General features: G+C 58.3%; 9 protein-coding genes. 4 read left to right on the forward strand and 5 right to left on the reverse strand.

What is annotated here, in order from left to right:
• Positions 1–4: 4 nt before the first annotated feature.
• Entirely contained in the window at positions 5–1516 is a 1512-nt protein-coding gene (locus HWX74_RS03205) for a sigma-54 dependent transcriptional regulator (protein ID WP_176012169.1), read from the reverse strand.
• Between the two features lie 245 nt (positions 1517–1761).
• On the opposite strand from HWX74_RS03205, the gene HWX74_RS03210 reads away from it, so the two are divergent.
• Positions 1762–2043 carry a hypothetical protein gene (locus tag HWX74_RS03210; protein ID WP_176012170.1) on the forward strand — a complete coding sequence of 94 codons (282 nt, stop codon included), beginning with the start codon at positions 1762–1764 and terminating at the stop codon, positions 2041–2043.
• A 187-nt stretch (positions 2044–2230) separates the two neighbouring features.
• Here the strand turns inward: HWX74_RS03210 and HWX74_RS03215 are convergent, their stop codons facing one another.
• The 4 genes from HWX74_RS03215 to HWX74_RS03230 all read right to left on the reverse strand — a co-directional run bounded on the left by HWX74_RS03215 (position 2231) and on the right by HWX74_RS03230 (position 8323).
• Positions 2231–3817, reverse strand: coding sequence for a glycoside hydrolase family 16 protein (locus tag HWX74_RS03215; RefSeq protein WP_176012171.1), 1587 nt, complete (start codon positions 3815–3817; stop codon positions 2231–2233).
• Positions 3814–6270, reverse strand: coding sequence for a DUF4091 domain-containing protein (locus HWX74_RS03220; RefSeq protein WP_176012172.1), 2457 nt, complete (start codon positions 6268–6270; stop codon positions 3814–3816). The genes HWX74_RS03215 and HWX74_RS03220 overlap by 4 nt, the downstream gene beginning before the upstream one ends.
• Positions 6271–6320: 50 nt before the next feature.
• Positions 6321–7100, reverse strand: coding sequence for a hypothetical protein (locus HWX74_RS03225; protein ID WP_176012173.1), 780 nt, complete (start codon positions 7098–7100; stop codon positions 6321–6323).
• A 116-nt stretch (positions 7101–7216) separates the two neighbouring features.
• On the reverse strand, positions 7217–8323 hold the full coding sequence (locus tag HWX74_RS03230; protein ID WP_176012174.1) for a substrate-binding domain-containing protein: 1107 nt from the start codon (positions 8321–8323) through the stop codon (positions 7217–7219).
• Positions 8324–8764: 441 nt separating this feature from the next.
• On the opposite strand from HWX74_RS03230, the gene HWX74_RS03235 reads away from it, so the two are divergent.
• The 3 genes from HWX74_RS03235 to HWX74_RS03245 all read left to right on the forward strand — a co-directional run bounded on the left by HWX74_RS03235 (position 8765) and on the right by HWX74_RS03245 (position 13549).
• Positions 8765–9457 carry a type II secretion system protein gene (locus HWX74_RS03235; RefSeq protein ID WP_217704834.1) on the forward strand — a complete coding sequence of 231 codons (693 nt, stop codon included), beginning with the start codon at positions 8765–8767 and terminating at the stop codon, positions 9455–9457.
• A gap of 136 nt (positions 9458–9593) precedes the next feature.
• Positions 9594–11033, forward strand: a complete 1440-nt coding sequence (locus HWX74_RS03240; protein WP_176012176.1) for a CehA/McbA family metallohydrolase — start codon at positions 9594–9596, stop codon at positions 11031–11033.
• Positions 11034–11089: 56 nt separating this feature from the next.
• Positions 11090–13549: a glycoside hydrolase domain-containing protein gene (locus HWX74_RS03245; RefSeq protein ID WP_176012177.1), complete on the forward strand. Its 2460-nt coding sequence runs from the start codon at positions 11090–11092 to the stop codon at positions 13547–13549.
• Positions 13550–13788: the final 239 nt, after the last annotated feature.

Below are 13788 nucleotides of genomic sequence, written 5' to 3' on the forward strand. Positions count from 1 at the left end.
TTTTTCAGGCGCGCGCCGAAACGTCGAGCAGCCGTTTGACGGTACGGCGATCCAGTTGCATGATCGCGGCGACCCGCTGGCAATTGCCGGTGCGCCGGTAAAGCAGCGCCGCATACCGGGCCAGCAGTTGCTCGGCGGAGAGATTGCACGTTTCAAGCAGCCGCTCCGATTGTCCGCCTTCCGCCGTCGCCATCCCGGCCGGCGTGTAAGAGCCGCGGATCAGCAGATTGCGGATGCACTGCTCCAACTCGCGGACATTGCCCGGCCAGGGATAATCGAAACCGAGATGCGCGACGATCCAGTCGACCGCCGGCGCGGTAAAACGTTCGGCTTCAAGCGGTCCGAGCAAACGCTTGGAAAGGATGCTGACGAAATTTTCCAATTCGCCGCGGCGACGGCCGATCATCTGGCGCAGCGGCGGCGTGACGATGACGTCGGCGCAAAGCCGGTAGTACAGATCGGCCCGAAAGCGCCGTTCGGCGATGGCGGCGGCGAGATCCCGGTTGGTCGCCGCGATGATTTTGCCCGGAAAGTGGCGGTCTTCGTTCTCGCCGAGCCGCTGGAAGCGGCGGTTCTGCAGCAGGCGAAGCAGCTTCACTTGAATTTCCTCATCGATCTCGCCGATTTCATCGAGAAAAACACTGTCGTACGGCGTGCAGATCTCCAGGCGGCCGAGCCGGTCGCTGTAAGCGCCGGTGAACGCCCCCTTGTGGTGGCCGAACAATTCGGATTCCAGCATCGTCTTCGGCATGGCCGACAGGTGAATCGGGTGAAAACTCTGCTGAAAGTTGACCTGGAAACGCAACGTGGCCGGATCGAACGGGATATACTGCGAAAAAGTGATCGCCCGGGCGACCAGCTCCTTGCCGGTACCGGATTCGCCGGTGATCAACGTGGTGATATCCTGCATTCCGGCATACAAACTGCGGTTATAGCGGTGAATGTCGCAACTGAAGATGGATTGCCAGATGGCGGCCCGCAGTTGTCCGGCCTGCAGCGTGCTGCCGATGATGAATTCAAAAATATAGAAGAAAGCGCGATGAATCTGGAAAAAAATGGCAAAGGTGCGCTCCGGCGTATACTCCTGCTGTTTGGCCGCCGGCAGAAAATGCAGCAGCCGCTGAAATTCGGCGAGAAATTCCCGGTAGAACTCGAACCGGTCCGGAAACGGTTGCTCACTGTCCTCCGGCGTCATCCTGCTCCGGTAGGCTTCGAACAAATGATAGAGCGCCACTTCGGCGTAAATCGCCAGTTCCGCTTCCGTCGCCCGGCACCCCGCCTGTTCCAGCCGCCGGTGAAGCGAAGCGGTCAGCTCGGCGGCGCGCTCCTGCAGGCGGGAAATGTTGCGCCGGGGTTCCCGGCTGCTACGGCGGCTCCAGACCGGACCGGAAAGCGCTTCCGATCTGCCGAGAATTTCTTTCTCCAATTCCAGCCGTTCCGGCATGAACGGATTGGTGTAGTTCAATTTGCCGATGGCGACGGCATTCTGGCGTTCCGTATCGTTGCAAAACAGCATGGCATTCTCCCCGCCGGTAAAATTTACGGTATCAACAGCATTTACTATAATTCAATATACATAAAATGTCCAGCATGTATACATAAAATGTATACAACCAAAAACAAAAACCTTTATCCTCCTTCTGCTAACCGATTCGCCATAAGCATATTGCTTCAGGATTGAAAAATATGGCATGCCGGATGCTAATACTTATGGCAACGGTGAAAATGATTTCGCCGCCGAATGAAAAAGGAATCGAAAAAATGAAACGAGCGATCAGATGGCACAACCGGTTGTACCGCTGGGGAAAGAACGGGCGCCTGGTCTGGATTGCCGCGCTGCTGCTCGGCGGCTGTTATGCCGGGCTCGGATGGCTTGGCCTGGAAATTCCGTGGTTGGCCGCCGGCCTCGGAGAAATCAATACAATGTGGGAAATGCTGCGGCAAGGACCGTCAATCTGGTATCTCGGCGGGTTGGGAGCGGTTGCGTTGGGCAGTTTGATTTTATGCAGTAACGTCGCCGAAAAGCGGCGAATCGACGGATAAGTCTGGGTTGCCATAAGACGTGCAAAACGAAAAGGAGGTTGTTTCAACGCCAAATATCACCGATGGCCGACCGGGCAAGAGAACGGGAACCGCACTTGGCTCAATGCCAGCCTGCCAAGCCGGTTTCAGGACCGTTCCGAACACTTGCCCGGTCGGCTGTCCGTTTTTATGAAACAGCCACCGGCCTTCACTCGTAAACCCGGACATAATCGACCAGGAACCGGCACGGGAAAGCGTCGTCATCAATCCCGCGGCTGCCGCCCCAGGCGCCGCCGATCGCCGTATTCAGCAACAGAAAGACCGGCTGGTCCGGGGTAAACGGCCACGGCGTCCCGCCGGAAGCACTCCCGGCCTGAGCGGCGGAATAACGCATGTAGACGCGGCCGTCCACCGCCAGCGCCAAACCGTTTTCGTCCCATTCAATCGCATAGCAGTGAAAGGTCAGATGCGGTTTGTCGACGACGATGCTTTCACCGTAAGAAGCCAGTTGCTGCGGTTCCGGCGTGCCGGCAATATGAACGGTGCCGTAAATCCGTTCCGGTTCATAACCGACATTCTCCATGATATCGATCTCGCCGCAGGCGGGATAGCCGACCGCATCGATGTTGTTGCCGAGCAGCCAGATCGCCGGCCAGGAGCCGCGGATGCCCGGCAGCATTGCCCGCACCTCAATCCGCCCCCTGCCCCAGTAAGCGCGGTTTTTGCTCTGAATACTGCCGGAAGTATAGGCGATGCGGTCCGGCCAGGGGCCGCCCCAGGGAGAAATTTTGGCATCGGGCGGCAGCGGCAATTCTTCCCGGCGCGATTCGATGATCAGGCAACCGTCCTCGATCCGGACATTTTCCGGCCGGCCGGCCATATAATACTGCTGCTCCTGGTTGCGAACAAACCCTTCCTCATAGCTCCATACCGTCGGGTCCGGCACCTCGCCGGACGCAAACTCCTCCGACCAGACCAGCTTCAACGTCCGGCCGTCCAGGCCGCGAATAACTTTCGGAGCCGGTTCGGTCTCCGGCCGGCGCAGCGCCGGGTCGCAGATCGCCGGGTAGTAACGGTCGCTGTTTTCCAGCTTCCAGGCCGCGAAGGTGTTGAGCAGCCGGTGCGCGTCCCCGGCCGTCGCCGGCTCCAGCTGCCGGCCGGCCTCCTGCAGCAACTCCCGGTAACGGTCGGCCTCCCGGCGCAGTTCTTCCGTCAATCCATCGGCGGCGGCAATCCCGCCGGCCAATCCGGCCGCCTCCTCCAACTGTTCGGCAAACGGTTCGCCGGTCAGCCGAACCCGATAAAGCACATAATCGATCGGCCGCTTCGGCCAGGGATGAAACAACGTAATTTCGGCTATCTCGCGGCGGTCGAACCGGACGCTATCCAGCGGAATCGACAGCACTTGCCGTTCCGCCCCCTCAATCCCATCCGGCGGCAGGTTGATCCAGCAGGATTCCCCGGCGGCGGAACGCACTTCCAGTTTGCCGCCAAACGCCTTGCCGAGCGGCGTCGACAATTCCAGTTCGACGGCCGAATAAACCGAAAAATCGCGATCAGGCAGCGAACGGCAATCGATCGTGACGCCGGGAAATGCTTCCGCACCGATGACAAACGCCGGGACGGCGACTTCGGCACCCCGTTCCGGCACCAGCGTCAATTCCGTCGACGCCCGGGCGACCAGCGGTAACGTCGCATCCTCCGAGATGTCGAACAGGGTCAGTTCCGGCGCCGGAGCGGCCGCACTGCAAACACCGCCGACCACCGCCAGCCACAATCCGAGCCGCCATTTCATTCTGTTTCCTCCAGCCGGTAAACGCTGCTCCCCCAGATATCGAGCGAACCGTCGTCAAGGTCGGCGATCCGCAGCGGAGACTGTTCGATCAATTCGGCCAGCGTCCGGCTCCACGCCTCCAGAACGGCCGGCTCGCGGTTGAATTCATACAGCGAAGGGACCAGCGTCTCCACCTGCCGCAATGCCGCCCGGGCGCGGGACAGCCATTCGGCATGGGCCGCACGCGACACCGGCTGCCGTTCGACGCGTTCGGCCATCAGCCGCAGCAGGGTGAAAAGCGTGTAGTCGTTCAAGCCGGCCCGGAAATTTTCCAGCCGCAGCGACGGCAGGAACCGGCCGTCGGCGGCCGGATAAAACCAGACGCCGTCGGCGTTGTAATCCTGAAAGGCGTGGGGATTCCAGTCCAGATAAGGGCCGGCGGCAATTTCATGGTTCTTCCCCCAATAGGTCGTTTCATAAAAGAGGAATCCGTCCGGGCGGTACCGGGCGGTCATCGCCCCCATCAGCAGCCGCGCTTCCAGCGGCTGGTCCTCTAGCTGCATGCCGGCGAACGGCGCCGACGGATCGCAACTGGTGTACCACCAGACCTGATCGCCGGCGGAGCGCGCCTGATCGACCAATTCCGGCCGGAATTTCGGCGTCAGCGGACACCACCAGTCGACCGATTTCAAATCGCTGGCGGTGCCGAGGCTGTAATCATAGGCGGTGGTCATGATTTTCAGCTCCGGAAATTCCCGGTGCAACGCGGCGGCGACTTCTTCGAATACTTCGAAATACGATTCCGGCAATTCGTCAAAACCGTACAGATAAGCGTGCCCGAGCAAACCGGCTTCTTTCAGCGCCTCGTAGTGCGGCCGGATGGCATCGATCAGATACCGCGTCTTGGCTTCGGCTTCGTCGGGGGCGGCCTGAATGTAACGAATGCAGATGCCGCCGAGCAGATTGCGCGCCTTGAGCTCCTTCAAGAGTTCCAGTTCGTTCGGTTCGCCTTTGTAGAGATGGTCGAGACCGATCTGATAAGCGGCCAGGAACTCGGCCACCCGGCGCCTGGCGGCCAGCGTTTCTTCCGGCGTCAGCTCTTCGGCCGGATGCGGCTTCTGCGGATAGGTCGTGGCAATGGCCAGCGGCAGCAACGCCCGGTCCGGCATCGAGAAATCGTAAACCCGCACCGACAACGGCAGTTCGGCCAGCAGCCGGTCTCCGGACTTGACGGTCACCAGGCCTTGATAGAAACCGGCCGGCTGATCGGCAGCGGTCCGGCAATCAAGGTAGAAAGCCTGGGCGGCGCCGGCTTCGACATCCGCCGCCGGCAGGGTATTCAAAATCGGATCGGGCGTCCAGCCGAGGTAACCGTAACGGTGTCGGGAATACGCCCCGACATTGACGAAGCCGACCGGCCCGATCGTAAAACAGTCGTCCGCCAGTTTATTGCCGGCCGCATCGGCCAGCTCGCCGACCGTCACGCTGACGTCGTCGCAGGCGTCGGCCAGCGGCAACACGACGACCTGTATCCCGGCCTTGTCATGGCGGGCCAGCCGCAAATCCAGGTCCACCGCCGGCGGCAGCGGCAAATCATGCGGATAAACCCGGTCCATCGCCGACGCGGCTTGAACGACGACGGGAGCGGCATCCGGCGGCAATTTTTCCAGCAATCGGGCCAGCCGGTCGGCACGGGCCAGCAGCCGGCCGGTTTCGGCGGTCGCCGCGCTGCGCTCGGACAGCGTCAGCGAAACGTCGTCCGTCCGGCGGCGCATGGCATCGAGCCCTTCGGTCAAGGCGGCGACTTCACGCCGCTGAAACGCGTTGACCGCCGCGTTGCCGGCAAACCTGGCCCGCGGCTCCCGGACGGCGGCCAGCTGCCGCGCAAGCGTTTCCAGCCGGCTGCCGGCAAGAGCCGATACGGCCTGTTCAAACGCCGGCGGCACCGCCACCGTTTCGTCGGCCGAACGCAAAGCGACGCGGTCAAGATACAGTTCATACGGCACCATCGGGCATTCGGTGAACAACGTCAAATGATCGACCGCAGTCCGGTCGAAGTTTTCCGGCAGTTCGGCGAAATCGATATCCAGTTGCCGATAGGAAAATGGCGCCAGTTCAAAGCTTTTCTTGAAGCCAACCTCTCCACCCGCAAATTCGACGATCAGTTTGCGCGGCACGGCGCCCGGATTGACCGCCTCAAGCGTCAAGCCGCCAAAATCACGCCAGTCGGACGGCGTCAGGTCATCCATATGGAACGCCGGCCACTCATACGGGTTTTCCCCCCAGCGCGGTGCGGCAAGGCGAAGCGCCGATGTGCCGTCGACAGCAAAGAGCGGTTCGCGGCTGAACTGCATATTGTCGGTCAGGCGGTATGACCGGTCCTGCTCGAAATCGTCCACCACCGTGAAAGCGCCGGCGGACAAGGCGGTAACCGCACAGGCGGCAACCGGCAGAAGAAAGGATGTGCGAAACATGGAAATTCTCCTTTAGCGAGATGTGAATGGTGATATTGTCAAGTTCCGGTTTATTCGGCCGGAACGTTTCCGGCCGGCGGCGACGCCTCGGGCAGCGCCGCCAGCCGGACCTCCTGCAGCTTCGCCCGATAGCGTTCCCATTGAACGACATCAAAGTGGCGGGCCGCCAAAATCGTGCCGTTCTCTTCGACCAGAAAGCCGCAGCCGGCGTCGAAATCGTACAGTTTCACCAACTTGAACTGCTCGTCAACCAGGGCGAACCGGTTGTCGTAGCAGCCCAGCAGATAGCCGTTTTCAGTGGCTTTGATCGACTGGACCCCGGCATAGGTCGGGCCGGTCGGAACCGCATGCCTGGCGATCAATTCGAAGTCGGGCGTATATTCATAGACCCAGTTGACTTCGGCCTCCGGATCATTGAAATCGGGCGCGACGGCGAACCCGGCCGGCGTATTGACGATGCCGTCGATGCCTTTGGCGTCGGAAAATGGATATTTTTTCACAAAAGCAAGGTCTTCCGGCCGGTAAACCAAAATTTCCGAATAATCCGCGCCCTTCGACCAGTCGGTGATGTAACAGACCGAAACGTAAAGCAGTCCGTCCCGAATGGTCAGGCCGCCGTGATGGCCGGGCACGGCGATGCCGCAGAGAAAATTGCCTCCGGCGTCGGTTTTGATCAGGCGATTGGTGAAGCTCCAGTAAAGCGAACCGTCGGCGCCGCGGCAGAGATCCTGCAAGTGCTGCGGATAAGTGCCCTCGCAGGTGATCTCTTCAGCCCCGGCCAGCAGCGGCGGCAGCAACAGCATTCCCAACAGGATAAGCCATTTTTTCATATTCATTTTCCTTTTATTTTCAGTTAACTCGGCAAACGCGGACACAACAAGCCCCCTTACCCGGAATCCGGCAACGCAACGCTCGCCGGAGCCAAGGTCAGACAGAGGAAAAAAATTCAGTTGGCCGCCAGCGCAACCGGTTCCGGCACCGATTGCGCCACAACCGCCCCCGGCGCCGGCGCCGTCGACTCCCGCCGGATGAATTGCGGTGAAATCCAGATCGGCTTGCCGTCGCTGTTCGGCTGAAGCTGCCGCATCACCGCGTCGAGAATCCGGTTGATATCGAGCCGCAGCGTCGTCAGCGGCGGCTTCAGGTAGCGGGCGATCGGGCAATCATCCATGCCGATGACGCTCAAATCTCCGCCGACCTGCCGGCCGCTGTCGGCCGCCGCCTGGTAGACCGCCTCGGCATGCTGGTCGCCGGAAATCACCGCGCTGACCTCCGGATGCTCCTTCAGAAGGGCGCACATCCGCGGGTAGACTTCTTCGCCAATCCCGCCGGCATCGAGGACATATTCCGGCCGGGCCACCAGGTTCCAGCGCCCCATTTCCTCATAGAAACCGAGCAGCCGCTGATACTGGTCGCGCTGCCAGAACTCACCGGGTTTGACATAAGCGATATGGCGGTGGCCGAGTTTGACCAGATGCTCCATGCGCAACCGGCTGATCAGCCGGTTGTCGTTCAGGATCGAGTGCGGCACATCATGCCAGAGATCCGGAAACAACAGCGCATAGCGGATATGGCTCTGTTCGAGGAATTGCGATACTTCATACTGCAGCAGCATGGTGATGACCAGGCATTGCGGTTTCAGCTTGCGGATCAGCGAAAGCAGATACTCCGACGACGAAAAGGTCGGGACGGTCGTCAAACGCAGATGCATGCGCCGTTCGCCGAGGTACTGGTTGAGCACCGTCAGCAGCGTTGGATAAAAATAGCTGCTGGTGAAGCGGTTGTCGACATTTTCCTCCGGCACATCCGCCGAAGTGATCAGGTCGATCGTATCGCAATTGAAGTCGTCGTCGGCCGCTTTGTACAAACCGCGCCCGCCGGGCTGCTGCTGGACGAAACCGCCGGCGACGATCAACTTCAGGGCGGTATCGACCGTCGCCTGGCTGACGCCGTATTGCGCCATCAGCACTTTGACCCCCGGCAACGGCATGCCCGGCTCAAGAGTCTTCAATGTTTTCAACAGCTCCTGAACGAGCCATTCGTATTTTTTCATTCTTTCAGCCTCGTTTCTGTCCGATGATTTGTTTTACTGTTTTAAGTATAGCGAAAAAACCGGAAGAAGTCAATAGCGGAATCCTAAAAAATCGATATTTTTTATAAAATCGATATAATAGAAAGCAATTGCCGTTTTTTCCTCACTTAAACTGTAAAAAATATCAATGCACCCTCCAGAAAAAGAAACGAACTATCAACACAATATATTTGTTTTTAATGAATTATTGATGAGATATCCGAGAGGGATGGATTTAAAAATATAATATTATCGATATTTTACAAAAAAAAGCTGAAACAGGGGTTGACTTTTCGATTTTTTTTTGATATACTTAAAAACAGCAATAATTAATCGGCGAATCAAAACGCCGGGAAATCATCAAGCAAGAGTATTTGAAAACATTTCATGACTCTGCTCAAATCAAAAGAAAGGACGATGAAGATGAAAAGAAGAATTTTCACCCTGATTGAACTGCTGGTCGTGATCGCGATCATCGCCATCCTCGCCAGCATGCTGCTGCCGGCGTTGGCAAAGGCCAAAGCGGCGGCGATGAACATTAAATGCGTCGGCAACCTGAAGCAGATCATGCTGGCCCAGCAGATGTACGCCGACTCGAACAACGACTATCTGGTCCACACCTTCAGCACCTGGGCCCATGCGCAGCCGACGGCGGAATTGATCAACGGCTACTGGTTCACCGCCCTGGCTGAATATGCCGGCACCCAGAAAATCACCTGGAACGACCAAAACAAGCTTCCCGGTACGATTTTTTCCTGTCCGCTCGCGGATGGCGGGGGTTTCCTTTCGTACAGTTTGAATGTCTATGCCCATCCCAGCAGCAATTATTCGCCGGGACAAGCCGATTTTAACAGTCGGTACATCAAATTGACGGCGGTCCGCCGCCCGACGATTCAGGGATCAATTGTCGACGGCAAGGCCCCCAACGGTTACCTGAGCTACAAACAGGCCGGCGGTGACGGCTACGATGACGGCAAATACTGGGTTTCCGATCGGCACGCCGGCTACAATTCCGGTTACTTCGACGGGCATGTGCAATCCCACCGGGGACTGATGCCGTTCACCTGGGACCCAAGCATAGACTGGATCTATCCAATCACCAGCGACACCTGGTAAGCCATCCTTTTCTGACAGGTTCTTTTACAAAGCATCGGAGGCGGCCGTTTCGTCCGGCCGTCTCCTGATTAAAATATCGAAAACGGATCGATATCAATGAAACTGCATATAGAGTAAAAAGAAAGTATGGCGAGATATGTTTCCCATCAAGAAACTATTGGCTTGGGCGGTATTGGCGGCGGTTGCCGCAGCCGTTTCCGGCAATCCGACGCCGCCGGACCGGGATTTCAATGCTTATCCCCGGGTGTTCCGCACCGGCAGCACCGGACAATTGACCATCGAATTCGCGCCGGGCGTTCTGCCGGAACCGACCGAATCGCTGCGGGTTCGCTGGGACCGGGAGGATCTTTACCACCCGGATCAGCCGGAACATTACCTGGGCTGCTGGCTCGGCAATGGTTTCCTGCCGCTGCCGTTCGAACGCGAGGGTGACCGCCTGACCGTGCCGCTGCAACTCGACGACGCGGAGCTGGAACGCCGCATTCTGGTCGAACAACTCGACGGCGACGGCGCCATCGCCCGGCAGCTCGCCAGCTTCCCGCTCTACGTATTGAAGCCGGATCTGTTTGCGCTGCGGCCGTTCCGCGGCGACCTGCACCTCCACAGCCGTCGTTCCGACGGCAGCATCCAGCCGGAAGAGGCGGCAAAGCGCTGCCGGGCGGCCGGTTACGATTTTTTCGCCCTGACCGACCACTACACCCAGCAGGGTTCGCGCGATGCGGCGGAAGCGTTGAAAAAATATGATACCGAACTGGTTGCCATCCCGGGCGAAGAGGTCAGTCCCTATGAAATCGTCCCGGATCTGTTCGGCCATTTCGCCGCCCTGAATGCCGCATCCGGCATTTCCGACCGGATCAAGACAGCTCCGGATGCCTTTCGAAACCGCGTCGCGGCGATCATGGCGACGCTGCCGCCGGAATGGCCGGCCCCCACCCGGCGCCATGTAGCCGGATGTGAAGCCGTAGCCGAATGGATTCATGAAGCCGGCGGCGTAGCGGTATTCTCCCATCCGTTCTGGGTCACCACCGGCACGAAATTCAACAGCCCGATCGAAACCACGCTGGCGGTGATGCGGCGCGGCAAATTCGACTCCATCGACATTTTCAGCGCCCGAAACAGTAAGGCGGCGGTGCTCGGTTCAAATTTTTATACCCTGCTATGCCGGGAAGGAATCGATATTGCGCCGAGCGCCAGCAGTGACGAACACGGCACGATGCAGGATGGCTTCGGCGTGGTTTACACCATTCTGTTCGCGGCAGCCAATACGCCGGACGAGTTGATGAAAGCCCTCAAGAACGGCAACTCCGTCGCGGTCAGAAGCCGGGCGCTGTTCACCCGGGAGGACGGTTCGCCGGAACGGCCGGAAGAGGTTTTCGACATCCCCCCTCAGCTCGCCGGAGAGTTCCGGCTGGCCAAATATGCCGAATTCCTGCTGCGCGAATATTTCCCGGAGCAGCGCCGGATCACCGCCTGGGAAAGTCTCAACATTTTCAAGCTCGACGCCGGAACCGCGCCCGGCCGCCCGCCGGCTTCGTCGGTATCAGAACTGCAGCGGCGTTTCTGGGCCCTGCCATAATCGGAACGGACCGTCGCACATTATTTCCCAAACAATCCATTTCACAGGACAACAGAATGAAAATCCGATTTTCGAGACAGAAAACGGCATTCATCGGAATAGTCGGGCTACTGCTCTGGTCATTGGCGGCCGGTGCAACGCCGGTCCAGAATAAACTGGTGCCAGGTAAAAACGGCGGCGCCGCCCATTTCGACGGCCTCGGCGACTCCCTGGTAATTCCGGGCAGCGAAACGCTGGATTTATCCGGTTCCTTTTCGCTGACAGTCTGGGTCAAGCCGGATCGCTGGATGCATGAAAGCACCATGATTCACCACGGCACCCTGTCGCTGGTCAAACGGGGCTACACCTCCGGCAGCATCTACTGCTGGGCACAACTGGGCGGCAAAAAATTAAGCCTGGTCTGGGCGCCGGAGGAGTTCCCGCTGCCGCTGGGCGAATGGAACCATATTGCTGTAACCTATGACGCGGAACAAGCACTGGCGATCGGTTATTACAATGGTGAGGAAGTAACGCGGATGGCCCTGGCCGAAAGCAATCCGGAGTTGACCACCCATCGGATCACACCGGGACATGTGCCGCTGCAATTCGGCGACGGCCTGATGCCTTACGAAGGGGCGCTGGACGGCATTTATCTCTATGACCGCCCGCTGACGCCGGAAGAGGTGAAAGCGACGATGACGGAACAGGGGCCGGATGGTGCGCTGGCAGTCTATCTTTTCAACGATACGCCAGGAAAACCACCGACGGACAGTTCCGGCCACGGGCGCAGCGGAAAATGGCTTCCGGGCGTCCATGAACTGGACTTGGACGAGCTCGGCCAAAGCTGCCGGACGGAAGCGTTATATCAGGATGAAACACTGACCGTCTGGCCCAAACACGCGCTGGACAAGGCAATGAAAGGCGACCGGCCGGCGGTCACCGCCATCAGGAATCCGGAAAATCCGTTGCTGCAGCTGGCGCGTAACGAAACGGAGTCGTTTCAGATATTGTTGACGCCGGAACGGCAACTGGACAATGTGACGCTGACCGTTTCTGATCTCAGCGGACCGGCCGGAGCCGGTCTGCCGGCGGCGGCAATAACGATAAACCGGGTGGAATACATCCCCGTCAACGAAATCAGCCGCACGTCCACCGACGGCACGGCGGTGAAAGGCGAAGCGGCGGTCGCCTTCGACGTCAACACCGCCCGTCCAGGGTATTATCCGGATCCTCTGCTGCCGCAGAAGGCGCCTTTGACGCTACAGCCGGGCCGCAGTTACGCATTTTTCCTCACGGCAAAGACCACCGACACCACAGCGGCAGGCATCTATCGAGGCACCCTGCAGTTGGTGACAGCAACGGAAACGCGGCACATTCCGTTCTGTATCGAAGTGTGGGATTTTGCTCTGCCCCAGGAATTTCATACAACCAATACCGCTTACTTTTCACCGTGGCGCACCACGATGGACGAAGATGTCGTCTACCGTTTCTTTGCCGAACGGCATCTGGCCAATACCCCATTGCGCGGTGAAGTGAAAGCAACAATCGCCGGTGATGGCAAAGTCCGGATCGATACCGCCGATTTCGACCGTTCGGCACAACTGGCCATTGAGAAATACGGGATGAAAATGCTGCAATTGCCGCTGATGGGCATTTATCAGATGCCGAAAGCGGTCAACGCGGTACGAACTCGCTGGTGCGGAGTGGAAATTTCTTCCGAACACGGTCAATTAACCGAAGAATTCAAACAGGCGTTCGGCGATTACCTGGAGCAGATTTCAGCACATCTCCGGGAAAAAGGCTATCTTGAACTGACCCGGGTAACGCTGGTGGATGAACCTTGGACTTGGCAGGATTTCACCTTAAGCGAACAATTGTCGGCATTGATCCGCCAGCGGGCCCCGGAACTGAAAATCATGGTGACCAAATGGCCGAAAGAACAGTTGTACGGTAAAGTCGATATCTGGTCACTCGGTTTTTTTCAACCCGATGAGATGACCAGAGCGCTGGCACGCGGCGAAACATTGGAATGGTACCCGAACTGGCATGTGATCATCGACCGGCCGTTGATGGATGCCCGGATGCTGGGCTGGGCGATGTGGAAATACCATTTGAGCGGGCTCTTCCTCTGGCATACCGCTAACGGTTGGGACAAAGCGGCCAAAATTTATCAGGCACCCCGCAGCGTCTATTCAGACGGACGGCTGATCTGGGGCCTGGGATTGCTGGTTTACCCGGACGAAAACTTCAACCCGTGCTCCTCGCTGCGGCTGGAAGCGGTACGGGATACGCTGGAGGATTACGAGTATTTATATCTGCTCGAACAGGCGAGCGCCGGCACGGCCGGGCAGCCGGAAACCCGGCAACGCGCCCGGGAATTGCTGACCGGCGCGGTCGAAGCAATCGTACCGTATTACGAAGCGGAAGCAAAAGAAGAAAAATGGAAGCAGCTTCAATGGGAAACCGACTGGCGGAAACTGGCGGAATTCCGGCAGCAGATCGCCGTAATGATCCTCGCATTACAATCGGAACAATAAAATGCAAAAAAATTCGGAGCAATAAAATGGCAAAAAAAATCTTGATCTGGTTATTATTCGCCGCCACAACCGGCATCCTAGCCTGAATGTTGCATGAAACTTTCGAATCGTCGAGAAATGTTCAGAAGATTCGGAAGTTTTTATTTTCAGAGTCGGATATTGTCGTTTTTTTGCAAATTGAGCATATTCCCCCTTTCCCCCGTTGTTGTTCGGCGAGCCGGGGACAGCTCTCCAAGGTT

This window comes from Victivallis sp. Marseille-Q1083 (assembly GCF_903645315.1).
Taxonomy (GTDB): Bacteria; Verrucomicrobiota; Lentisphaeria; order Victivallales; family Victivallaceae; genus UMGS1518.

What these genes read in the sequence shown, in the direction of transcription:
- HWX74_RS03230 (WP_176012174.1), bottom strand. Translation starts at nt 8,323, where the DNA reads ATGAAAAAATACGAATGGCTCGTTCAGGAGCTGTTGAAAACATTGAAG.
- HWX74_RS03235 (WP_217704834.1), top strand. Translation starts at nt 8,765, where the DNA reads ATGAAAAGAAGAATTTTCACCCTGATTGAACTGCTGGTCGTGATCGCG.
- HWX74_RS03220 (WP_176012172.1), bottom strand. Translation starts at nt 6,270, where the DNA reads ATGTTTCGCACATCCTTTCTTCTGCCGGTTGCCGCCTGTGCGGTTACC.
- HWX74_RS03215 (WP_176012171.1), bottom strand. Translation starts at nt 3,817, where the DNA reads ATGAAATGGCGGCTCGGATTGTGGCTGGCGGTGGTCGGCGGTGTTTGC.
- HWX74_RS03210 (WP_176012170.1), top strand. Translation starts at nt 1,762, where the DNA reads ATGAAACGAGCGATCAGATGGCACAACCGGTTGTACCGCTGGGGAAAG.
- HWX74_RS03240 (WP_176012176.1), top strand. Translation starts at nt 9,594, where the DNA reads ATGTTTCCCATCAAGAAACTATTGGCTTGGGCGGTATTGGCGGCGGTT.
- HWX74_RS03225 (WP_176012173.1), bottom strand. Translation starts at nt 7,100, where the DNA reads ATGAAAAAATGGCTTATCCTGTTGGGAATGCTGTTGCTGCCGCCGCTG.
- HWX74_RS03205 (WP_176012169.1), bottom strand. Translation starts at nt 1,516, where the DNA reads ATGCTGTTTTGCAACGATACGGAACGCCAGAATGCCGTCGCCATCGGC.
- HWX74_RS03245 (WP_176012177.1), top strand. Translation starts at nt 11,090, where the DNA reads ATGAAAATCCGATTTTCGAGACAGAAAACGGCATTCATCGGAATAGTC.